This is a genomic window from Nocardia sp. XZ_19_369 (assembly GCF_015355715.1).
In the GTDB taxonomy this organism is placed as follows: Bacteria; Actinomycetota; Actinomycetes; order Mycobacteriales; family Mycobacteriaceae; genus Nocardia.
Genome location: NZ_JACVED010000002.1, coordinates 109,224 through 131,475, shown reverse-complemented (window position 1 = coordinate 131,475; position 22,252 = coordinate 109,224). Strand labels below are relative to the sequence as shown.

Here is a 22,252-nt window from a genome sequence, read left to right as displayed (position 1 = left end):
GCAGTGAGCGACGTTCCGGCTACGCACACCGATCCCACAGCACCTTGCCAACATTCACGTGGCCGCTGGGCACAGCACAGCAGCCACGCGAATCCCGAATAGTTCTCAGTACCCTGTCTTTTCGTCGATCCCGGTGGCCTGGGTCGGCACCAGGAAACTTCGTTCGAACGTGAGCACCACCTCGCCGGTCGACTTCACCCCCCTTGTGCGGCAGCTGACGATGCCGTCGCCAGGTCGACTCTTGGACAACCGTTTTCCGGTGATCTCACTATCGGCATACAACGTGTCGCCGGCGAACACCGGCTCGGTCAACCGGATGTTGTCCCAGCCGAGGTTGGCAATAGCTTGGCCGCTGGTACTGCGGGCTGCCATGCCACCCACGATGCTGAGCGTCACGAGGCTGGACACCAGCGGCCGACCCCATTGCGTGTGTTCACAATAGGCCGCGTCGATGTGCAGCGGTGAGGTGTTCATGCTGAGCATGCTCATCAGGACGTTGTCCATCTCGGTGACGGTGCGACCGGGCCGATGCTCGAACACATCCCCCACGGTGAACTGCTCGTAAAGGAAACCGAGTGTCTCCCGGTAACGCTGGGCACCGACCTGCCGGTATCCGCTGAATCCGAGTTTGTCCATGGTGACTCCAGGCTGCTGAGCCGTCACGGCGTTCCGGTCAATTCTTTGACGTGGCTGACGAAGTCGGCGATCTGCTCCCGGCTGATGTCCGCGCGGATCATCACCCGCAGGCCGGCCTCGCCCTTCGGGACGATCGGGAAGAACACCGCAGAACTGTAGTAGCCGCGCCGGTACAGCTCTTTCGACAGTTCGACCGCTCTGTCCGCCTCGCCGACCCGGACCACGCGGATCGGCAGCCCATTCCCCGCGAACGTGGTGGGCAGCAGTTCGTCGAAGTAGTCGATGTTGCTCTGCAGCGTGCGTTGCAGTTCACCGAGCTCGGGTGTGCGGTGCAGCGCGGCACTCGCCAGCGAGGCACCCACGATCGGTATCTCCATATTCTGCGACCAGCCCACGGGACCCGCGTGCCGCTGCAAGAACCCGAACCACTCGGGCCGGCCCAGCATCGCCACCCCGCCTGCCGTGCCGAACGCCTTGTGCAGCGTCGACACGATGAGCGTCAAGGGGTTCATCTCCAGGCGCGACCGGGCGAATCCCTCACCGCGTTCGCCGACGATGGACAGCGAGTGCGCGTCGTCCAGGTAGAGAAACAGCCCGTATTTGTCCTGGAGTTCGACCAGCCCTTCCAATGCGGCCGCCCCACCCATCGAGTAGGCGCCGTCGGCGATGTAGGCGACCCGCGGGTACTTGCGGCAGATGTCCTCCAAGTAGTCCAGGTCGTTGTGCGGGCTGGTCAGCACCAGACTCTCGTCGGCGCAGATCGGCTTCACATAGGCCATCGAGAAGTGGCTGTGGCGGTCGAACACCATCACCCGGGGGCCGTCCCCGGTCAAATGCCCGGATGCGAGCAACGGCAGAATGCCGAAAGACAGGACGCTGCACGAGACTCCGGTCAATATGTCGGCACCGAACAACTCGCCGAGGTCTGCTTCGAGCCGAGCCAGCAGGTTGTGCCGAATCCGCGCGTTCGACACCATCAACCCGGTGGCCTTGGCCTCCTCGAGCGAATCGATCGCTCCCTGAATAACTTTCGGGTGAAAGTTCAGGCCTAGGTACGCGCTCGAGCACATACTCACGAACTCGTGCCCGGTCTCCTGCACGACGAGCCGGTTGTTCGACTCGGCGTCGACATGCACACTGATCAGTCCGGCCTCGGCCGCCGCTCGCCACGCCGGATCGGACTGTTGCAGCATCTTCTCGCTGTTTCGATAACGCCGAGGACCCAGGACATTCGGCTCGACATGGATACCAGCGCTCATTTATCGCTCCTCGAAAGTTGCCGGCACCGCCGACTCATTGGCGTTTCCAAAATCCTCGACCAGGCGCCGCGACGCTTCGAAAAACGGCAGCCCCATCATCACGCCGTCGACGACGGCGATCCGACGATTGGTCGACAGGCCCGCGCTGACGATCCGCTTCGCTTTTTCCAACGTGCCTGCGTCAGGCGAGAAAACCTCATTGATAACCGGGATCTGCCGCGGATGTATCGCGATTTTGCCGCTGAATCCCAGGGCTTGGGCCCGCGCGCTCTCCTCGCGCAGACCACCGATGTCGTTGATATCGAACACCGGAGCGTCGACAACTTCGATCTCCGCTGCGCGGGCCGCGTTCACCACGCAACCGCGGGCGTGCACCAGGTAGTCCCAGGACAGGCGCGCGCCCACTTCGAACGAGTAGTCGGCGGCGCCGAAGATCAGCGCCCGTAGTCGGCGCGATCCGGCCGCGATCGAGGCGACGTTCTCGAGGCCGCGTGGCGTCTCCACCACGGCGAACAGTTCGAGGTCAGGGCATACCGGGCCGAGCACCTTCGCCACGATTTCGACATCACGGGCCGACTCGACCTTGGGGATGACCACCACGGCCGGCTTGACGACATACTCCTGAATGGCAAGCAGATCCCGCAGGCCGTCCGGTTCGGTCACCGCATTGATGCGCACCCCGCACCGCGTGGCCGACGCCGTAGGGGCGGCGAAGAACTTCTCCGCCTGGTATCGCGCCTGCTCTTTATCCCACGGCGGGACAGAGTCTTCCAGGTCGACGACGCACATATCGGCGCCCGCCTGATGCCCCGAAGAGTAGCGGCCCTCGGCCAACGCCGGCGTGGAGAGAAACGAACGACAATAGCGTGTGTACTTCATCGAGCGACCGCTCCGGGCATTTCCGACCGGGCCACCATGGACCGACCGGCTATCAGATCCCATCTTCGAATGGGTTTTGGTTGGACAGGCATGAGCCCCCCTGATCTGATGGGTAATTCGGCAGCGATCGAAACATCTGCCGCCATTGCGTGCCGGGTGCTATTCATCGCCGCACGAACGGGAAGATAATTAGTGTCCGCAGGGTCCCAGCACGATCAGTCCCCCATTGGCCACTGTCATTAATTCTCATCGACGAGCCGAGCGGTGGCAACAGAACGAACGTGTCGAGTTCAGCCCGCCGATGACCGTTCGTCGAGCAGGTGCGCCAACCGTTGCCACTCCCTGGAGCGTTGCCGGGCGAGCTCGGCGATGGTTCGGGTGCAGTGATTCGGCAGGCTGCCGACGACACTCTTCCAATCGACGCCGTCGTCGAACGGCGTCTCCAACCGGCGCAACAGCTTTCGCCCGGATTCGCTGAAGCGTATGGAGGGGTCTTTGCGCAGTCGCTGTAGCGCTTCAGCGGTGCTGACCGGCTGCGACGGGACCGCCCGAACGTTCCCGGCACGCACCGGCGTGGGAACGGGTGCGGGCACCGGCACGGGTGCGGCCGTCGCACCGGCAGAGGGAACGGGTGCGGGCACCGGCCCGGGTGCGGCCGTCGCACCGGCAGATTCGCAGGCCGACACCAATTGCGTCCCGTCCCGCAACCGTCTTCGAACGTCCTTGGCGGTCGTGACCGAGATGCCCGCTGCCGAGGCCACCTTCCGCGTCGATGCGGTCGGGTCGAGCGCGAACAGTTCGGCAGCTCGTTGGCGCCCCTGTCGCCCGGCCGACCGATGCAGCACGCCGTTACGCGCGATCCGGCCGGTCGACTGGGTAGATTTCCCAGTCGACCGGGTGCGGATCGCGCCGACGGTTTTGTGCGAGATCCCGGTGATGGCGCCGATCGACCGGTCGGACCAGTCCGGATACGACTGCAGGATGCGGAGCGCGGCGGCCTTCCGATCGGCCAGCGACAACGGCAAGCCGTGTGCCGCATTGAGTTTCACCGCCAGCACGAACGCTTCGGCGAGGCCGCCGTCGAAGAGCACCGCCGCGATGCTCGTGTCGCCGCGCAGCTCGGCCGCGCGCAGCCGATGCCAGCCGTCGACCACCTGCATCGTTGCCCGATGCACGACGATCGGCGGCAGCGCGGTCGCCGAGTCGGCAAGCATGCGTATGTGACCGGTGTTCAGGCCCGCTGTTCGCGGCGGCGCGTCCGCCGGTAACACCGCGGAGATCGGAAGGTCGACGATGTTCGAGCAGTGCGGCAGTCCCTGGATTGTGTCCAGCACCGAACGGGTTCTGTCTGTGGACGAACCAGCATTCATTTCGTTGCTCATTGAGAATCCCCCTGCGGATCCATAGTTGCGGCCACAGCAGCGGTCCCCTGAGCGATGACGATGCCGGGCGGGCCGTCGCGTGTGCTGCCGAGAGTTGCCTAAGCCGTGGTGCCGGTCATGGACCACCCGTAGCCGGAAGAGACGGCCGGTCGGGCACATTTATCACCCTAATCGTTTCCAAGTGAAAAAAGCTCGACCGCATCGCGCCGCCGAGACCACTTTCCAGCACGCGACGGGACAGCCATTTATCAGCCATGCCGACGTTATGATGTTCGGCGACGGCTGGATAAAGACGGAGACTTCCGAGTTCCACAGCTTGTCCTCCCCGAGCCGATGGTCGCTCAGGCGATACAAACGACCGGCGCTCGCCAAGTTGCCAGGCCCGGCGTCGCTTGTCAACCACTCTGCCTAACAAGGGTGTTAGCCCTGCGCAAGCCGCCTTGCACAGGGCCATCTGCATCGGCGCCGGGGTACTGACTACAACCCGCTTCCTTTGCTGGCCAACACCTTTGGGCTACAGCAGGACGGCTGTGAGTGGCAACCCCTACAGTAGGGTCACACGAGTGGTCGCAACGTCAACACCCGGGGCGCCCGAATCTGCTGCGGGTTTCACTGCGCCCCAACAGGATTCGTTCACACCCCAACTGCCCGCCGAGCACCTCGGTGCGCAATCCCCCACAACCTTGGGCATGACGACCCCTCCGGGGCGCCGCCATAATGTGACTGATGGCGACGACCCCAGGTATTTCGTCGTTTCCTTCCCCGATTCGCAATGACGCCGATCAGCAACAATTCTTCGTAGCCACCGACGTAATCCTCAGTCCGCTATATCGACTCAGCTATGCAACGTGGGCCGGTAAATAAGCTCTTGAGTGCGCCCATCGAGCGTTCGACTCTCGAGCAACTCGAGGTCGAAGTCGGCAGCGCCCTGGAAAATCGGGTCCGTTCCCGTCCGACCGGTGATCACCGGAAAGACCGTCACATGGACGCGGTCCACCAGACCAGCAGCCATCAGCGCCCGGTTCATCGACAAGCTGCCGTGCGAGCGCAACGGCACCGCGGATTCCTCCTTGAGCCGAGCGACAACGTCGACCGCATCACCACTGACCACCGTCGCGTCCGGCCGGTCGAGCGGTCCTTCCAGCGTGCGCGACACCACCGTGGCCGGCAGATTCCACATCCGCGTGACCCACGGGTCGAACACCTCGGAATCTGCCGCACTCGTGGCCACCATCTGCACGAATTGCCGATAGGTCGTGGCGCCGAACACCATTCGCTGCTCCGCGCCATACACCGCAAGGCGATGTTCGAGCAGCTCGGGCCCCTGCTTGCCCCAATAGCCGCCCCAGTCGCCGTCGTCGCGGCAAGAGCCGAAGCCGTCGAGACTGGTGAAAACGTCGAAGGTGTAGGTAGCGGCCATGTGCTTCTCCTCGAGTGCGATTGATCGGATGTACCCATACAGACCGGAAACCTCGGCGAAACTCATCGCTGCCGGACTCCTGGAATCGAGTCCACCCATTCCGCCTGGTGGATCCAACACCCCCACAACACATTCCAGTGCCCGAACCTATTCGAGCAGCCGCCGAATGACCGCCGCCGCCGCATCGATGTCGTCGGGTTCGCCGGTGATCAGTTCGCGGAAGTAGAAGGACTCCCCGATCCGCACGATGGCGTAGGCGAGGGTGTGGGCGTCGATGTCGTCGGGCTCGCCGACGTCCTCGCGGATGACTTGCGCGATGGAAGCCACGAACCGTCGCTGGATGACACCGTCGCGGGAAGTCAGGACCCGTAGTGCGGTGTCGGTGTGCTGCGCGACGAAGGTCCGCATGGCCGGGTAGCCGGCAGCCAAATGCAAGCTGCGCCGGACGATCTCGGCGACTCCGGCCGCACCCTGACCACCGCACTCCCGGCGGATGTCCTCGAATCCTGCGGTGGCGATGACCCAGATTACTTCGCCGAGTATGCGGGTGCGGTCGCCGTAGCGCCGATACAACGTCGACCGGCCGATACCGGCTGCGGCGGCCAGCGCCCTGGCGTCGATCCAGCCGTCTCGCAGGAACATTTCCACGGCGGCGCGCAGCACCGCATCGACCGAGGTCAACTGGGGAATTGGGGACTCTGGCGGTCGAGCGGTCATCGATCCTAGTGTGACATGGGACACCATTGAATGAGTGTCCCAGTCCGGCCGATCGCACGGGCCGACAACACTTCGCACTGAAATGCACAGGAGAATTTCGATGTACAAGCGACCGATTTTCACGGCCATCCTGACAACCCTCGTCGCGGGCACCGTTGCCGCGCCGGTCGTTTCGGCGGCGCCCCCGCCCGCATACCCGTCCTACGTCGCGCTCGGTGATTCCTACACCGCCGGCGCGTTCCTACCCGTGGTCGAGCCCCGCTGCGGCCGGGCCGACCGCAACTATCCCCGCCTGGTCGCCGCTGCGATCAAACCCGGATCCTTCACCGATGTCAGCTGCATCGGCGCGACCACCAAGGCCATGACCGACGCCCAATCGCCCACCGGCAATCCGCCGCAATTCGAGGCGCTGAAGCGGGACACCGCACTGGTCACCGTCGGCATCGGCGGCAACGATGTGCCTGCGTTCGAGGCCGTCTTCAACTGTGCGGTGCGGGGCGCATCGGTGCCGCACGGCTCCCCGTGCAAGGACTTCTACACCAGAAACGGCGTCGACACGCTGGCCGAGCAGGTCCGCGCGGTCGGCCCCAAAGTCGGCGCGGTGCTGGACGGTGTCCACCGGCGATCGCCGAAGGCCCAAGTGCTGTTGATCGGCTATCCGGTGCAGCTGCCCGAAACCGGAAACGGCTGCTGGCCGATCGTCCCGATCTCCGACGGCGACGTGCCGTTCCTGCGGGAGAAGACCAAACTGCTCAACCAAGTCCTTCGCGAGCAGGCAACCAGCCACGGCGCCACCTATGTGGACACCTACACCAGCAGCATCGGCCACGACATGTGCCAGGCGCCGGGCACGAAATGGCTCGAAGGACCCGTCCCCACCGACTTGGCCGCCCCTATTCATCCGAACGAGCTCGGTGCACAGGACCAGGCCCGGCAGGTCATCGCCACGCTGCGCCGGTAGTCCACCGGCGAGCGGTCGACGCCGCGCCGTGCCGGTAGTTCCGAGATAGCATCTAATTGCACGGTTTCCGGCTCAACTGCTCGTTGCTCAAAAGAGGGAGTCCGCGCGAATGGATCGCCGGAACACGGGGATCAGCCGACGCCGAGTGCTGATGGCGGCCGGGGCCTCGATCGCGCTCACCCCCATGGCGCAGCCGACGGCGGCAGTGACGATCACTCGGGCGACGTCCGCCGGGCCCGAGGACCCCGCGCAGCGGGCAGACCTGGCGGAACAGGCACTGGTGCAACGGCACGTGCGCGCAGTCTGGGGCCAGCCACAGGTGCGGCTCGGCGCACTGGTCTGGCCCTCGTCGCTGCTGGACGAGTCGTTCGTGAAGTGGTGCTACTGGTGGCAGGCCCACCTGGTCGACTGCGCGGTGGACGCCGCGTACCGCGCCCGCACCCCCGAACGCATCGCCCGGGTCGGCGCCATCGCCCGCGGTATTCGGGCGCGCAATATCACCGGCTGGACCAACCGGTATTACGACGATATGGCGTGGTTGGTGCTGGCGCTCGAACGCGCGGATCGATTGCTCGGTGTCCGGTTCGGCGACGCGGTCGGCGACTTGACCGCCGAGTTGATCGATGGCTGGAACCCGGACGTCGGTGCGGTGCCCTGGCGGTCCGGCGACAAGTACTACAACACCCCCGCGATCGGTCCGACCGGTCTCGCGATGGCCCGGTTGGGTGAGCTGCCGCGGGCCCGGCAACTGGCCTACTTCCTGCACACCCGGCTGCGCGACACCGACACCGGCCTGATCCTCGACGGTGTCCACGAGCCCGGCGGACGGGTAGAGCGCACGGTCCTTACCTACAACCAGGGTGTGGCCATCGGGCTGGAAACCGAACTGGCAGTGCGCACCCGGGCTTCGGAGCATCGCGAGCGCGCGGCAGCCCTGGTTGCCGCCGCCGAGAAAGGGCTCACCCACACTGGAGTCATCGCACCGGCCGGCGGGGACGACTCCGGGTTGTTCATGGGCATCCTCGCCAGGTTTCTCGCGGAAGCCGCACTGGCACTGGGCGATCGCACCGCCGCGAAGATCGTGCACACTTCCGCGCGGGCGGCCTGGGAACACCGCGCCGAGGTGGACGGGCTACCGCTGTTCGGTGTGGATTGGGGCCGCCCCGTCACGGTGCCCGAGCATTCGGGAGTCTTTCCCCAGCTGATGCATTCGTCCGCCGCTTCGTCGGCGAACTTCAGCCGTGACCTCTCGGTACAGCTGAGCGGGTGGATGCTGCTCGAAGCGGATTATCAGCTCACCGCTGCGGGGTACTGAGCCACGGCGAATACGGCCGCCTGCCGAGACAAGGAACGTCTCGGCGCCGCAGGGGATCAGTACCAGCAGTATCCGGTGGATCAACGCCGTCCAAATCAAGGTGGGATCACCGCCCGCGCTGAAATGCCACTTCGCAGCTACGGCGGCCCTTCCGCGAGGGACGAGTTGAATATTGCGCTGGCGCAGAGACATCCAGTCGATCCATCCCAGCTGACCATCACCGCCACCCCGGCCGATCAGCCGGACCCGTCAACCCCCAATTCGGACTCGACCGTCACGATCGTCCGCCGCAACTTCCGGTACACGATCGAGGACGGACGATGAAAAAGCCTGCGGCAGAGGGGTTTCGATGAGGCGGACATCCCGATCTCGGCGGCGCTGGAACTGCGAGACGCTATCGGACGACGTCGGCGATCACTCGATCCATTACTCGTTCCGCGATACCGGCGATCGTGAGTGACGGGTTGGCGGCTGCGCAGTTGCCCGGGATCAATGATCCGTCGATGACGTACAGGTTCGGGTAGCCGATTACGCGTCCGTCGATGTCCGTTGCGCGGCCGATCGGGACGCCGCCGAGGGGGTGGGCGGTGAGCGACATTCCGGGGACGAAAGGTGCTCCGCCTGCGCGGGACAGGGCGCTTGCGGTCGCGCCTACCCGATCGTGCACGCGGAGGGCGGCGGACAGGGAATCGCGCCAACTGTCCGGTGAGAACGACAGGGTCGGTTCGGAGCCTTGCATGGTCCAGGAGGCTCGGTTCTCCCAGTCCGCGGTGGTCGACAATTGGGCAAGGATCGGCGCTTCGCCGGGAGGTCCGGGGAGACCGATCGACTCGACGCGGATCGGCGGGTGGTCGGGTTCGTCGTCGACGAGGGCCGAGGTGACGATCGCGCTTGCTTGCGGGCCTGCGGCGGCCAGTTCATCGGCGACGCGCCAGGTCACTTGGTCGCCGTTGTCGCCGACCATTGTGCCGAGGTGCTCGTTGAGGTCGGGCAGGCCGCCACGTGCCCGCGACCGGAGCAGCAGACGAGTGGTTCCGATGGAGCCGGCAGCGACGAAAAGGTGGTTACAGGTGTAGGTTTCGCTGCCGCCGGCCTCATCGATCACCGCGACATCGATAACGAACTTGCCGTTCTCGCGAGCGATGTTCTGCACGTCCCGCAACGGCAACAAACTCCAGTTGGGGCGATCGGCGGCCCAGCAGAGATAGTTCCGGGTCACGGATTTCTTCGCGGAGTTCCTGTTCCAGGAGCACCCCGCTGCGTCGGCGGTACGCGGCCCACCCGGGCGATCGAATACCTGTCGCACGATGTCCCAGTCGAACGTGGACCGCACCAGCTCGGTCACCATTCCCGCACGCGTCAGCTGCGCGTCGGCCGACCGTACGTGCGCGAAGGGTGCGCTGCCGAGGAGGTCGGCCGGTGCGTGCGTCGCGTCCAGGCGCGCGAGAACCCTTGGCCAGTACACCGTTTCGAGTTCGTCGTAGCTCAGTGCCGACGGAAATATCTTCTCGAAATACCGGCGGACCGGCGGCACCGTCGCGCCCGCGTAGATGATGGACCCGCCGCCGACACATGCCGTGGTCGCGATCCCGACGGAGCCTGCGAGGTAGGGCTGCATCAGGCCTGATGTCCTGGTCAACTTCGGCTCCCACAACCACCGGGGGTCGCGGTAGTCCAGGGCGGAGTCGAAGACGATCGCGTCGTCGCTCTGGCACCAGGCGCGGCCGCGCTCGAGGGTGACGACATCGACGCCTGCCGTCGCCAGCCGATACGCCGCGATGGCCCCGCCGAAGCCGCTACCGATGACGATCGCGTCGTGGTGCGTCCGCGACTGCGCCCGCGCCCGTGCCGGAAGCAGTAGCGGAGCAGTCCACGTCGCGGCGGCGATCGCCGCCCCACGGGTCAGCAGGGTGCGGCGGGTCAACGATGATCGGTGCATCGAGATCGGAGCCTCTCCTGAGACGTCACTTGGGCATGACTGATCAGGCGGCGCACCGCTGCCGCCCGATCAGTCCTGCGGGATGTGCTAATTCATACCGGGCTTGTCGAAACCCAGATGATCGAAAGTGATATACCCACCCGGATATACACCGCTTGGCAGCAACGCACGCAGCTCGTCACTGCCTTCCGTTTTCACGGTGATCAGCGCGACTTGCACCGACCCCGACATCCCACCGAGACGCAGACTGCGCATCTTCTTCGTGCCGCACGCGGGCGATGGCTGTTCGAACGATATCTGCTCCGGCATCTGGATATAACCGAGGAATTCGGGGAGCGTCATATGGATATCGAAGAGCAGTGGCTTCGAGGACACCGACACCGACCAGCCTTCACCACTGGCGGTGAGCGTTTCCCCGATGCGCGGGGTCCCGACGAAGTCGGCCAGCGACTTCGGGAAACCCCAGTTGTTACGTCCGTTCTTCGCGGTCTCCGGGCTGTCCACCACCATGAATGGTGAGTGCGCGAACATGCCGGGGTTGCGCAGGCGCGCGTAGGACAGCATCCCGGTGATCTCGTTGTAGGGACCGACGGGTGTGTTCGAATACCTGGTGGCGAAGCCATATTTCGCCAGCGGCAGCGCGCCGTCGGCGACTTCCTTCGGCAGCAGCGACGGCCCGCCCAACCGGGGCGCCATCGCCCAGATGACGAACCCGTCGGTCGAGCTCAGATCCCACGATCCCCCGACATCGGGTCCCTTGCGGATCTGCTGCCGCATCGAATCGGTCAGCCGCGCCTCCGGAATGGTAGAGGTTATCGATTCCCAAGCGTTCGTTTCACAATGATTCGGCGCGGCGACCGCGGCCGGACTCGTTGTGTTCATCGCGAAGCCGGCCAGTAGGACTGCGGCAATGATGTTTCCGATCCGACGATTCCGGCGCGGCGCATACCGGCGGCCCTGTCCACGCACCGTAGTGTTGCGAGTCACCCACACTCCTTTCCTTGGGTAACGAACGTAACAGTTTCTACAGCGTCATGCAGTGCTGAATTCCAATCGAGGCGGGATAATTAGTTCGGCGATTGATGGAGTGAAGCTGAGCTTAAATTCCACCACATGCTGGAGCCATAATGACGATGCAGAAGAGTCTGCATCCATGAAAACCACAGCCGCACAGCGATAACTGCGTCCTCAACGGATCTGCCCGGAAGTGTGGACGGCTACTACGACCTCGAGCTCACACCCACGACAGGCCAGACTGAGGCAGCCGGTACCGACACGGCCGAAAGCATCGTCCCCCTCCCCTTCTATTTTATACACGATCCCAGGTCCTCATGAGCCGCCGATTTGTAGTCCATAATCGCTCGCGATATGCGAAACCACCAGGTGAGGAGTAGCGGGATGGCCTATGTGCTCGGCTTCGGGGAGATCGACCGGACACAGATCGCGATCGTCGGCGGCAAGGGTGCGAACCTCGGTGAGCTCTCCCGGATCGACGGCGTCGAGGTGCCCGACGGCTTCTGTGTATCTACAGACGCCTTCGCACGGACCGTCGCGGGCACGCCGTCGATCGCGGACCGGATCGATGAGCTGTCACGCCTCGAACCACACGATCAAGAAGCGATCCGCGTGCTGAGCGCGCAGATCCGATGCGCGATCGAAGAACTCACCATTCCGGAAGACATCGCCGCCGAGATCATCGGCGCGCACGCCCGGCTCGGCGCGGAGGACGCCTACGCGGTCCGTTCCAGCGCGACGGCCGAGGATCTGCCGACCGCGTCCTTCGCAGGCCAGCAGGACACCTATCTCAATATCGTGGGATCCGCAGCGATCCTCGAACACGTCAGCCGCTGCTGGGGCTCGCTGTTCACCGAGCGGGCCGTCACCTACCGCCTACGAAACAGATTCGGTGACAAAGCGATTCGCATGGCGGTGGTCGTGCAACGGATGGTGTTCCCGCGCGCCGCGGGCATCCTGGTCACCGCCGACCCGCTCACCTCCGACCGGACCGTCGTCTCCATCGATGCGGGCTTCGGCCTGGGCGAGGCCCTCGTGTCCGGCCTCGTGAACGCCGACGCCTACCAGGTTCGCGACAACACCATCATCAGCAGCACGATCGCCACCAAGAAACTCGCTGTACAGCCGGCACCGGCAGGCGGAACACAGGTGCGGGAGATCGCCGAGGAGCACCGCAACGAACCGGTGCTCTCCGACGCCGAGGTGCTGCGGCTCGCACAACTGGGCCGCCGTATCGAAGCACATTTCGGCAGCCCACAGGACATCGAATGGTGTCTGGACGGCGCGGATATCCGCATCGTGCAGAGCAGGCCGATCACCACACTGTTCCCAATTCCCATAGCCGCCGACGAGGAGAACCGCGTCTACGTATCGGTCGGCCACCAGCAGATGATGACCGATGCGATGAAGCCCCTGGGCATCTCGCTGTGGCAGCTCACCAGCCGGGCACCCATGCGGGACGCGGGCGGCCGATTGTTCGTAGATGTCACCACAGCACTGTCGTCGCCGGCAACCAGCTCCGGACTGGTCTCGGCACTCGGCAAGTCCGATCCCCTGATCGGGGACGCGCTGCAAGCCGTAATCGACCGCGACTTCGTTCGCCAAGTGCCGGAAGAAGATTCAGCCCAAGCACCGCCGCCCCCGGCCACACCCCCGGCCATCGAGACCGATCCCGACATCGTCACCGAGCTGATCGCGGACAGCGAGGCCTCCCTCACCGCCTTGAAACGCGACATCCGGACCGAGTCCGGACCGGCGCTGCTCGACTTCATCCAAGCCGATATCCAGGAGCTGCGCCGAGTCCTGTTCACACCGCGCGGTTTACAGGTGATCACCGCCGCGATGGACGCCTCCGAGTGGCTCAACGATCGGCTGCGGGAATGGCTGGGCGAGAAGAACGCCGCCGATGCGCTCACCCAATCGGTGCCGGGAAACGTGACATCGGAGATGGGCCTGGCACTGCTGGACGTCGCCGATGTCATCCGCCCGCATCCCGACGTGGTGGCCTACCTGCAGCACGCGAAAGACGACTTCCTGGACGAGCTGGCCGAATATCCCGGCGGCCACGAGGCACGAGCCGCGATCGAGGACTTCCTCGACAAGTACGGCATGCGTTGTGCCGGCGAGATCGACATCACCAGGCCACGCTGGAGCGAAAGCCCCAGCACCCTCGTGCCGACAATTCTCGGCAATATCAAGAACTTCGGGCCCGGCGCGGGCAGGCAGCGCTTCGAGGAGGGGTTGCGCGACGCCGAGCAGAAGAAAGAGCAACTCCTGAAACGCTTGCGCGCCTTGCCGGATGGCGCGCAGAAGGCGGAAGAGACCGAGCGGATGATCGACCGCGTACGGACGTTCTCCGGGTATCGGGAGTATCCGAAGTACGGGATGATCAGCCGCTACTTCGTCTACAAGCAGGCCCTGTTGCGTGAGGCCGAGCGCCTGGTGGCGGCCGGTGTTCTTCGTGCGCCCGACGACATCTTCTATCTGAGATTCGATGAGCTCCGCGAGGTGGTCAGCACCCAGCGCGCGAGTGCCGAGCTCATCGACGAGCACAGAGACGAGTTCCGCGCGTTTCAGGCACTCACCCCGCCGCGCGTGCTGACCTCCGACGGTGCGGCCCTCACTGGTACATATCGACGCGCGGACCTGCCATCGGGTGCGCTGCCCGGTATGCCGGTGTCCGCCGGGACGATCGAGGGCCGCGCCCGCGTCCTGTCCGACATCGCGCAGGCCGATCTCGCGGCGGGCGACATCCTGGTCACCGCCTACACCGATCCGAGTTGGACGCCGTTGTTCGTCGCGATCAAAGGTCTGGTGACCGAAGTCGGCGGCCTGATGACGCACGGCGCGGTGATCGCCCGCGAGTACGGTCTGCCCGCCGTTGTCGGCGTGGAGCACGCCACCGAGTTGATCCGCGACGGGCAGCGCATCCGCGTGAACGGCACGGACGGATACGTCGAGGTCCTGTCGTAACGGGACGTGCGCTCCCGACGCCCGTCCTGCGCGAGATACGCCGGGGTCACAGCTGATTCACGTACTCATCGACGTCGAACCCCAGCCGCACATCGTGGTCGACTCGGCTGCCGGTGATGGTCACGCGGCCGGTCACCAGCGGATAACCGCGAGTCAGCACGGTGTATTCGCCTTCAGGCAGGTCGGTCACCGCGTACCGGCCGTTCTCGTCGGTATGGGCGGTGCCGACAGCCGTACCGGACCAGTCGAGCACGGTGACCCGGGCGTCGCACACCGCCCGGTCACCGGCCCGCACCGTCCCCCACAGCATCGCCATCGGCGCCAGCTCGACGTCGAAACGCAACCGGCCGCTGTCCGGAACGGTCAATGTCGTTGCGGTGGGCCGCATCCGGGCGGCCACCGCCACCAGGGTGTAGGTCCCCGCCAGCACACCCTTGCAGGCGTAGGCGCCGTCGGCCTGCGTCACGGCGCAGCCGACCACCTCGCCGGCCAGATCGGTCACGGTGACCGTGGCATCCGACACCGGCTCGCGCGCGGCGGTGCGCACCACACCCGACAACTCGCCTGCCCCTTGCAGCGTGACGTCGACGTGCTGCGCAGCCCAGCCCGAGGCGGTGACGTTCACCGCGGCCGGTTGATGCCCGTTCGCCGAGACGATCAGGACGTAGCTGCCCGGCGTGGGCGGTTCGATGTGGTAATTGCCGTCGCTGTCACCAGTGCTGCGCGAAACTTGCTGTCCACGTTGGTCGATCAGCGTCAATGCCGCGTCCGGCACCGGGTGCCCATCGTCCCGGCGAATGCAGCCGCCGATGGTCCGGCGGCTTGTCGAGGCGACGGACTTTTCGGTCGCGACGCTCGACAGCCGTTGCGCCCCAATATTGTTCGTGGCTTCATGGGCAGCTGTGGCCGGCACCGGCTCCGGTTCGGCGATGGCCGGCGCGGCAGGCTCCCAGATCTCCTCCCCCACCCGCACCGACTCCAGCGGCTCGGAGTCCGCAGCGACAATCGGTCCGAACACCGACTCGCGCAAAGGTTCGGGTTCGGGCTCGGTGCGAGCGGAGCGCAGTTCGCGCAGCTTGGCCCCCTCCACATCGATGTCCGGCAGCATGCGGTCGAGCCACCGCGGTATCCACCAGGACGCCTTGCCCATGATCACCAGCAGCGCCGGGACCAGCACCATACGCACCACGAAGGCGTCGATGGCGACACCGCAGGCCAACGCGAAGCCCATGGACTTGGCGGTGGCGTCGGATTCCAGCAGGAACGAACCGAATACCGAGATCATGATGATCGCCGCCGAGGTGACCACCCGGGCACCGTGATGGTAGCCGGAGATCATGGCGTATCTCGGCGACTGGCCCTGCACGTATTCTTCACGCATGCGGGTCACCAGGAACACCTGATAGTCCATCGCGAGCCCGAATACCAAGCCGATCAACATGATCGGCAGGAAGCTGACGATCGGCTGCGGATCGGCGATCAGGCCGAAGGCACCCTCCTGAAAGATCAATACGGTCGCACCGAAGGTGGCCGCCATCGACAGCAGGAAACCGAGGGCGGCGGTGAGCGGAACCAGGATGGACCGGAACACCAGGATCAGCAGTACGAAGGCCGCACCCGCCACGATCGCCAGGTAGGGGACGATCTTGCCGAGCAGGACCTGGTCCATGTCGGCGTAAATAGCGGTGGTGCCGGTGATTCCGTACTCGATGCCGTACTGCTCGGTCAGTGCGCCTTCGGCGGCGCGGGCGTCGCGCACCAGATCCTTGGTGTCCTGATTGTTCGGACCCGATTTCGGGACACCGCTGAGCATTACGCCGAGCTTGTTCGCACTGAACTGCGGCGTGGTGACGTAGTCCATCGCCGGGAACTCGGCCAGCCGGTCGCGCAGCGCGGTGACCGCGGTTGCGCGCGCGCTGTCCGGCACGTTTTCCAGGTCGGCGGCCACGGTCAGGATGCCGTTGCTGCCTTCGCCGAAGCCCTGCGTCCGGATGTCGTAGGCCTGGCGGACGGTGGATTCGGGCGGGAAACTGTCCTCGCCCGGCAGACCCAATTGCAACCCGAGCGCCGGAATGGACAGTGCGGCGAGGGCGGCCACGGCGATGGTCAGTGCGATCCACGGCCGTCTACCGATGAGCCGGCCCACCCGCATGCCGTTGGTGACGGAGGTGTCGTCCTCCGGATCGTGCTGAGCGACCAGCGGGAGCTTCGGCTTGAACAGGAAGCGGCCGAAGGCGCCGAGCAGCGCGGGCATCAGGGTGATGGCGGTGAGCACGGCGAACAAGGCCGCGACGGCGCCACCCAGGCCCATGAAGGTCAGGAAGTTCACCCCGACGATGCTCAGCGCACCCAGGGCGACGATGACCGTGAGGCCGGCGAACACCACCGCGGACCCGGCGGTACCGACCGAAATGCCCGCCGCCTCTTCGGGATTGGCCGCGACCCGCAGTTCGTGCTTGTAGCGCGAGACGATGAACAGTGCGTAGTCGATGCTCAGCGCGATACCGATCATCGACGCCAGGAACGTCGTGAAGCTCGGCACCTCGATGATCGAAGTGCTCAGCGAGATCAGCAACATGGCGGCACCCAGGCCGACGACGGCGGTGATGATCGGCACGAACGCCGCCACGATGGCGCCGAAGGCGATCACCATGACGACCAGCGCCACACCCATGCCGATCATCTCGGCCTGGCCGCTGGGCTGTTCCTGCTGCTGCTCGATCGCTCCACCGAGTTCGACGATCAAACCCTGCTCGCGGGCCGGGTTCGCCACATCGTAAGCAGCGCTGCGCTCTTCGTCGCTGATGTCCATCGACGACGCGATGTCGAACTGCACCGACAGCACGGCGACGGTCGCCGGTGCGTCCGCGCTCAGCACATTGAGCGGGGCGCCGGCGCACACGGCCGGGTCGGCGTTTTTCAGGCAGCCCATCGCCTCGGTCGCGGCGACCGGGTTCTTCAGCGCCGCAGCGTCTTTCTCGGCGAGCAGCTTATGGTCCGCTACCGACAGCGCCTTCAAGTCGGCGATCAGCGCATCGATGGCGGCACTGTTCTTCTTGTCCGTCAGCTTGGTACCTTCGGGCGCCTTGATGACGTAGGTACCGCTGACCGCGTCGATGCTGAACTGATCGGACATGCCCGGAAACTGCTTGTCCAAGATCTGCGTGGCGCGTTCCGACGGCAGCGACGGCATGCTGAACTCGTCGCTCATCGCCGTACTCAGCACACCGCTCGCGGCGCCGAGCGCACCGAGCAGCACGAGCCACACCGGCAGAACGATCCACTTGCGGCGGAAGGCGAATTTGCCCCACCGATAGAGGTATACGGACACGAATGGGTTCTCCTAGAGGTACCGGGTAGTGCTGAGTTCAGGGCCCGTACAGCACCTTCGCGGCCCGCTGTGCATGCGAACGACTCCCCCGACGCCCGCTATCCACCTCGTGCAGACACAGCCGTAAACGGAGGAGCAACCTCAAGTTCCGAGAGCTTAACGCACGATCAATCAACACTGCCCGCGGCCGGACCAGACTCGCCGCCCGAGTCCACTACCGCACGACCCGCAACCATCGCACCGACACCGGCCGACCCGGCCGGACCCGTTTCCGGACCCAGCCAACCGCTGGCAGTCACCACGGCGATGTTGTACCAGATCCAGCGTCCCTGCGTTCGGCTTTTCGGTGGATTCATCCGAATTCCCCCACGACCCATGCACTCCCGCCGCGGCGCCGCACCAGCACACCGCCAGCCCGGCGGATCAACGCCTCCGTTTACCGATCCCGCCGAGTGGCGGTCGTCTCCAGCCGGACGGCGGGTTCGCCGCTCGGTCCGCAGTAGCTACCGTCGTGAACGCCCGAACGGGCGAAGCGCTGGGAGGCGAAAGATGTTGTCATTACAGGAGATTTCGGATCGACTCGAAATCGAGGACCTGATGGTGCGCTATTCGACCGTGGTCGATTCGCGGCAGTGGGAGTTGTTCGACGAGATCTTCACCCCGGAGGCGCGGATCGACTACACGGCGTTAGGTGGCGCCGCCGGCGGACTGTCCGAGATCAAACAGTTCCTCGCCACCGTGATGCCGGGCTTCGCCGCGTACCAACATTTGATGAGCAATCCGGTGATCAAGGTCGACGGGGACACCGCGACCGCACGGACTATGTGCCACAACCCCATGATGCCGACGGGCGAGCAAACTCTGATGCTCTGCGGTTTGTGGTATCTGGACGCCTTCGTCCGCGTAGACGACCGCTGGTGGATCCGGGAACGTGTTGTGGAGAAGGGTTACCAGACCGTGGTCGCGGCCGCCGCGCCGACCGAACCCGAGTGATCACGAAATAGGCCGCGCACCTTCATCTCTCAGTCCGTCCGCATCTGGGCGGCATGTTTGATAGCTTGCCGGATCCGGTAGTAAGTTCCGCAGCGGCAGACGTTTTCGATGGAATCTATGTCGTCGTCGGTGGGGTCGGGTATGCGTTTCAGCATTGCGACGGCATTCATGATTTGCCCGGGTTGGCAGTACCCGCATTGCGCTACGTCGAGATCGATCCAGGCCTGCTGCACCGGGTGGAGGGTGTCACCGTCGGCGAGCCCCTCGATGGTGGTCACTGTGCGTCCGGCTACCTGGTCCATCGGAAGTTGACAGGTTAGGCGGGTGTCGGAATCGAGTAGACAGGTGCACGCGTGGCAGACTTCGATGCCGCAGCCGTATTTGGGCCCGCGTACGCCGAGAATGTCTCGCAGAACCCACAGCAACCACTCGTCGCAGACGATACGGTCGAGCGCGGCGTCGACGATTCGCCAGTCGTGCCGGTCGGGTTCGGCGACTATCAGCCGGGCTACGTCGTGCTCGTCTTCGCCCTGCCACTGATCGAAGAAATGCCGCCACTGCTCCTCGATGATGTCGTCGACGAGGAGCCGACATCGACGGCAGTCGGGGGCACCGCCGTATTCGTATCCGCCGCACTCGTCGCATCGCAGCAGAGCGGCACCGACCGCGGGTCTCATAGTGGTCATCATGGTGCCCGCTCGATAATCGGCGCCACCGAATTGATCCAGCGGTCGCGCTTCTGACCGGAGGATCGCCGCAGGCACAGCAGACGCCGGTCCTGCGGTCGGCCCGAGACCACCTCGCCCGCGCTCAGCTCTCGACGGGCTGGACCCAGCGGCGCAGAGCATCGATCGTGGTTTCCGGAGAAGTGTTGAAGCACAACCGAATTCCAGGATCGATCTCAGTGATCACGTTCACCAGACGTTCGAACAGCAGGGTGTGCTCGGGTGCCATACGCACGCCCGCACCGATCATGGCGACCCGGAACAAGCTGCCCGCGGCGGACTCGCGCAGCTTCGCCTCGGCAGCGTCGGGGTCCGCGGGTACCTGGCAGGACACGAGGTCGAATCCCGCTGCGCGGAGCGCGTTTTCGCCCGCCTCGATGCGGGCGGTGAGTGTCGCTTCGTCGAGACCGGGGTAGCGACTGTAGTCGATGGCGCTGGGGGCCAAGCCGATCGACAGCACGGTGGCGTTGCTCGAATCCCGTACTTCCACTGGGTACTCCTCCAACTTGTTCGCGGACATGAACGGCGTTAGGCACGGGTTCGACGGAGCGAGGACGAGCGCTGCGGCCGCAGATGACAACTCCTCGCCATCGGTTACGGCCAGGCTCGGCGGGTGGGCCGCTAATCCCGCAGATCCATGACGCTCACCCGCTCGTCCCGTGCGTACAGAAGATCTTCGGCAGCGGGCAGCACCGTCGTCGCTGGAAAATAGTCGCGGTCGAGCTCGCAGGTGATTCGAGTGCCGAAGCGCACTGTCGGCTCTTGTTTGCGCGAGGGCTCGACGGGCGTTGTCCCCGCAAATTCCTGCAGCCAGTGTCGATCCGTGGTTCGGATCTCGATCCAGGTTCGGGCGCTGACCGCGAGCGACGCGCCGAGTGCCCATCGGTTCAATGGCAAGCCGTACTCGTCGAGCTTGCCCATCTCGTTGACACAGTTGTCCGTGATGGTGAACCGGTGGTCCGACTCGATCACCACGTCAACCTGGAGGGCCTCTTGATCCGGCACCGATAGCGTATCCGCCACCACCGCATCGACAACCGCACCGGCCAGCCCGGGATGCTCACGGTGGCAGCGGCCGAAGTACATTTCAGGCCGGGCTCGAATCATCTCCCCGAACGGACGCACAACAATCGGCACGGCCGAGTAGTCCGCCGGCTGCGCTCCCACCACCCCTATACCTTCCACTCGAAGACGCGCTCCTAGCGTCTGCGTGCTCCACTGGCACAGGCGATTTCCTAGCCCGTACAAGACTACTTCAGCTCGGTCCGCGTCGACGGTCCGAGAGCTGCCAACGGTGGCCAGGCGGCAGCACAGTGCTCCGCCGGTCGTCAGGTCGGCGCACTCGTCAGATAACAGCGCCTCCCTGTCGGATCAGGCGTCATACCGTCGCCGAAACATGCGAAATTCTGCTTCCGCGCGAAATGCGCGCGTCCGCAGACATAAACGAATGACTACACGCCTCATCACAGTCACTGAAACGTGCGCGAATCCTATAGCAGCCGAGCCGTTTCGGAATACTCCCCACTTCCATTGGGGAGCTTCGAACGCGCACCGGAGATTTACAGTGAGGTATGTCCCCGACCGGGCATATTCGCCCGAGTGCAGGGCTGACGTGACAACCGAACAAGCGGCTCGAATACGCGAATTGCAGGTCGGCACAACATCATTCCTACACCGAACGACGCACCCTCCAGAAAGCGTGCAAGACAATGGAATTCAACAACCGCAGATCCACCAGGCGGCTTACCCGCAGCATAATTCTGACACTGAGCATCGCGATGGCGATGTTCCTACCGCTGACCACCGCCCAGGTCACCGCCGCGCCACCGGGATTGGACGAAGCAGTCACCGCCACCGTGCTCGAGCAGAAGAAGTCCGATCGCTCGCGTACGCCGGCGCCGGTGATCGACCACATGCGCGAGCAGGGCAACTGGGCCTTCGGCGCTGCGACGATCCCTGTCGGCAACGCCGACGAGGCACCGACCTCCTCGCTGTATGTCGCCGAACGCAGCGGCGACAAATGGAAGGTAGCGCTGGAAGGGACCGCCGAGTTCGGCAGCATGGTCCAGCGCGCGCCCGAATCCGTCGTGAGCAGTGGCGAAAAGAGAGCTTTCACGGCGCCACAGACCCGCGGCATCAACATCGGAATGGCGTTGCCCTGGCGGCAGGGCGACAGCTGGTACATGGGCGGCGGACCGCACGGCTACAGCGGCAACAGCCGCCCCTTCAACTCGATCGACTTCAACGGCGGTGACGGGCGAGTACTGGCCCCGCGCGCAGGCCGGGTCTACAAGACCTGCGTGCGCGCCAACAGCGCGGAAGTCAAACTCGTGCACGACAACGGCTACACCACCACCTACTACCACATGACGAACCTGATCAACGCCCAGGACGGTACCCAAATCGCGGCAGGCACCTACCTCGGCAGGATCGGCACCCAGCTGCCGTGTGGCGGTAGCGCCAGCGGCGCGCATGTGCACATGTCGCTGTACAACACCAACGGTGGCGCGGTCGCCGTGAACGGCAAAACCCTTGGTGGCTGGACTTTCTACGAAGGCAGCAGGGCCTACGCCGGCTATGCCGAACGCAACGGCGTTCGGGTGAACACCGGCGGCCGGCTCACCAACTACGGCGCTCCCGCCGCAGGCTCCGTCCGCTGACCGAGCCGAGATGACTGAGGCGTGGCACCTCTTCGGCGCCACGCCTCA

Annotated in this window: 17 protein-coding genes; 5 read left to right on the top strand and 12 right to left on the bottom strand. The window is 65.0% G+C overall.

Annotated features, from left to right (window positions below):
- Nucleotides 1-105: 105 nt before the first annotated feature.
- The 6 genes from IBX18_RS06850 to IBX18_RS06825 form a co-directional block, all read right to left on the bottom strand.
- Nucleotides 106-636: a MaoC family dehydratase gene (locus tag IBX18_RS06850; protein WP_194832887.1), complete on the bottom strand. Its 531-nt coding sequence runs from the start codon at nucleotides 634-636 to the stop codon at nucleotides 106-108.
- A 23-nt stretch (nucleotides 637-659) separates the two neighbouring features.
- Nucleotides 660-1,895, bottom strand: a complete 1,236-nt coding sequence (locus IBX18_RS06845) for an aminotransferase class I/II-fold pyridoxal phosphate-dependent enzyme (protein ID WP_194832886.1) — start codon at nucleotides 1,893-1,895, stop codon at nucleotides 660-662.
- Nucleotides 1,896-2,774, bottom strand: coding sequence for a CoA ester lyase (locus tag IBX18_RS06840; protein WP_194832885.1), 879 nt, complete (start codon nucleotides 2,772-2,774; stop codon nucleotides 1,896-1,898). It abuts the gene before it with no gap.
- Nucleotides 2,775-3,064: 290 nt separating this feature from the next.
- Nucleotides 3,065-4,108: a ParB/RepB/Spo0J family partition protein gene (locus IBX18_RS06835; protein WP_194832884.1), complete on the bottom strand. Its 1,044-nt coding sequence runs from the start codon at nucleotides 4,106-4,108 to the stop codon at nucleotides 3,065-3,067.
- A gap of 883 nt (nucleotides 4,109-4,991) precedes the next feature.
- The gene (locus IBX18_RS06830; protein WP_194832883.1) at nucleotides 4,992-5,576 is read right to left on the bottom strand and encodes a dihydrofolate reductase family protein; all 585 of its coding nucleotides are present in this window, start codon (nucleotides 5,574-5,576) and stop codon (nucleotides 4,992-4,994) included.
- 147 nt (nucleotides 5,577-5,723) lie between these two features.
- A complete protein-coding gene (locus tag IBX18_RS06825) occupies nucleotides 5,724-6,293 on the bottom strand; it encodes a QsdR family transcriptional regulator (RefSeq protein WP_228540577.1) in 570 nt (189 codons plus the stop codon).
- Between the two features lie 100 nt (nucleotides 6,294-6,393).
- Between IBX18_RS06825 and IBX18_RS06820 the strand changes: the two genes are divergently transcribed.
- Together IBX18_RS06820 and IBX18_RS06815 are read left to right on the top strand one after the other, a co-directional pair.
- On the top strand, nucleotides 6,394-7,254 hold the full coding sequence (locus tag IBX18_RS06820; protein WP_194832882.1) for an SGNH/GDSL hydrolase family protein: 861 nt from the start codon (nucleotides 6,394-6,396) through the stop codon (nucleotides 7,252-7,254).
- Nucleotides 7,255-7,363: 109 nt separating this feature from the next.
- Complete coding sequence (locus IBX18_RS06815; RefSeq protein ID WP_194832881.1) at nucleotides 7,364-8,569, top strand: glycoside hydrolase family 76 protein; 1,206 nt, start codon at nucleotides 7,364-7,366, stop codon at nucleotides 8,567-8,569.
- A gap of 394 nt (nucleotides 8,570-8,963) precedes the next feature.
- On the opposite strand, the gene IBX18_RS06810 is transcribed toward IBX18_RS06815, so the two are convergent.
- A complete protein-coding gene (locus IBX18_RS06810; protein WP_194832880.1) occupies nucleotides 8,964-10,508 on the bottom strand; it encodes a GMC oxidoreductase in 1,545 nt (514 codons plus the stop codon).
- A gap of 87 nt (nucleotides 10,509-10,595) precedes the next feature.
- Nucleotides 10,596-11,495 (bottom strand): acetoacetate decarboxylase family protein, encoded by a 900-nt coding sequence (locus tag IBX18_RS06805; protein ID WP_194832879.1) that lies wholly within the window; start codon nucleotides 11,493-11,495, stop codon nucleotides 10,596-10,598.
- Nucleotides 11,496-11,906: 411 nt separating this feature from the next.
- Between IBX18_RS06805 and rph the strand changes: the two genes are divergently transcribed.
- Nucleotides 11,907-14,495: a rifamycin-inactivating phosphotransferase gene (rph, locus tag IBX18_RS06800; protein WP_194832878.1), complete on the top strand. Its 2,589-nt coding sequence runs from the start codon at nucleotides 11,907-11,909 to the stop codon at nucleotides 14,493-14,495.
- Between the two features lie 46 nt (nucleotides 14,496-14,541).
- On the opposite strand, the gene IBX18_RS43040 is transcribed toward rph, so the two are convergent.
- Nucleotides 14,542-17,826 (bottom strand): MMPL family transporter, encoded by a 3,285-nt coding sequence (locus tag IBX18_RS43040; protein ID WP_194832877.1) that lies wholly within the window; start codon nucleotides 17,824-17,826, stop codon nucleotides 14,542-14,544.
- Nucleotides 17,827-18,375: 549 nt separating this feature from the next.
- Between IBX18_RS43040 and IBX18_RS06790 the strand changes: the two genes are divergently transcribed.
- Nucleotides 18,376-18,819 carry a nuclear transport factor 2 family protein gene (locus tag IBX18_RS06790; RefSeq protein ID WP_194832876.1) on the top strand — a complete coding sequence of 148 codons (444 nt, stop codon included), beginning with the start codon at nucleotides 18,376-18,378 and terminating at the stop codon, nucleotides 18,817-18,819.
- Nucleotides 18,820-18,848: 29 nt separating this feature from the next.
- On the opposite strand, the gene IBX18_RS06785 is transcribed toward IBX18_RS06790, so the two are convergent.
- The 3 genes from IBX18_RS06785 to IBX18_RS06775 form a co-directional block, all read right to left on the bottom strand.
- A complete protein-coding gene (locus IBX18_RS06785; protein ID WP_373889179.1) occupies nucleotides 18,849-19,286 on the bottom strand; it encodes a (2Fe-2S)-binding protein in 438 nt (145 codons plus the stop codon).
- Nucleotides 19,287-19,629: 343 nt separating this feature from the next.
- Entirely contained in the window at nucleotides 19,630-20,034 is a 405-nt protein-coding gene (locus IBX18_RS06780) for a hypothetical protein (protein WP_228540576.1), read from the bottom strand.
- A 131-nt stretch (nucleotides 20,035-20,165) separates the two neighbouring features.
- Nucleotides 20,166-20,630 (bottom strand): hypothetical protein, encoded by a 465-nt coding sequence (locus tag IBX18_RS06775; protein ID WP_194832873.1) that lies wholly within the window; start codon nucleotides 20,628-20,630, stop codon nucleotides 20,166-20,168.
- 692 nt (nucleotides 20,631-21,322) lie between these two features.
- On the opposite strand from IBX18_RS06775, the gene IBX18_RS06770 reads away from it, so the two are divergent.
- The gene (locus IBX18_RS06770; protein ID WP_194832872.1) at nucleotides 21,323-22,204 is read left to right on the top strand and encodes a M23 family metallopeptidase; all 882 of its coding nucleotides are present in this window, start codon (nucleotides 21,323-21,325) and stop codon (nucleotides 22,202-22,204) included.
- Nucleotides 22,205-22,252: the final 48 nt, after the last annotated feature.

What these genes read in the sequence shown, in the direction of transcription:
- IBX18_RS06850 (WP_194832887.1), bottom strand. Translation starts at nt 636, where the DNA reads ATGGACAAACTCGGATTCAGCGGATACCGGCAGGTCGGTGCCCAGCGT.
- IBX18_RS06845 (WP_194832886.1), bottom strand. Translation starts at nt 1,895, where the DNA reads ATGAGCGCTGGTATCCATGTCGAGCCGAATGTCCTGGGTCCTCGGCGT.
- IBX18_RS06840 (WP_194832885.1), bottom strand. Translation starts at nt 2,774, where the DNA reads ATGAAGTACACACGCTATTGTCGTTCGTTTCTCTCCACGCCGGCGTTG.
- IBX18_RS06830 (WP_194832883.1), bottom strand. Translation starts at nt 5,576, where the DNA reads ATGGCCGCTACCTACACCTTCGACGTTTTCACCAGTCTCGACGGCTTC.
- IBX18_RS06825 (WP_228540577.1), bottom strand. Translation starts at nt 6,293, where the DNA reads ATGACCGCTCGACCGCCAGAGTCCCCAATTCCCCAGTTGACCTCGGTC.
- IBX18_RS06820 (WP_194832882.1), top strand. Translation starts at nt 6,394, where the DNA reads ATGTACAAGCGACCGATTTTCACGGCCATCCTGACAACCCTCGTCGCG.
- IBX18_RS06815 (WP_194832881.1), top strand. Translation starts at nt 7,364, where the DNA reads ATGGATCGCCGGAACACGGGGATCAGCCGACGCCGAGTGCTGATGGCG.
- IBX18_RS06810 (WP_194832880.1), bottom strand. Translation starts at nt 10,508, where the DNA reads ATGCACCGATCATCGTTGACCCGCCGCACCCTGCTGACCCGTGGGGCG.
- rph (WP_194832878.1), top strand. Translation starts at nt 11,907, where the DNA reads ATGGCCTATGTGCTCGGCTTCGGGGAGATCGACCGGACACAGATCGCG.
- IBX18_RS06790 (WP_194832876.1), top strand. Translation starts at nt 18,376, where the DNA reads ATGTTGTCATTACAGGAGATTTCGGATCGACTCGAAATCGAGGACCTG.
- IBX18_RS06775 (WP_194832873.1), bottom strand. Translation starts at nt 20,630, where the DNA reads ATGTACTTCGGCCGCTGCCACCGTGAGCATCCCGGGCTGGCCGGTGCG.
- IBX18_RS06770 (WP_194832872.1), top strand. Translation starts at nt 21,323, where the DNA reads ATGGCGATGTTCCTACCGCTGACCACCGCCCAGGTCACCGCCGCGCCA.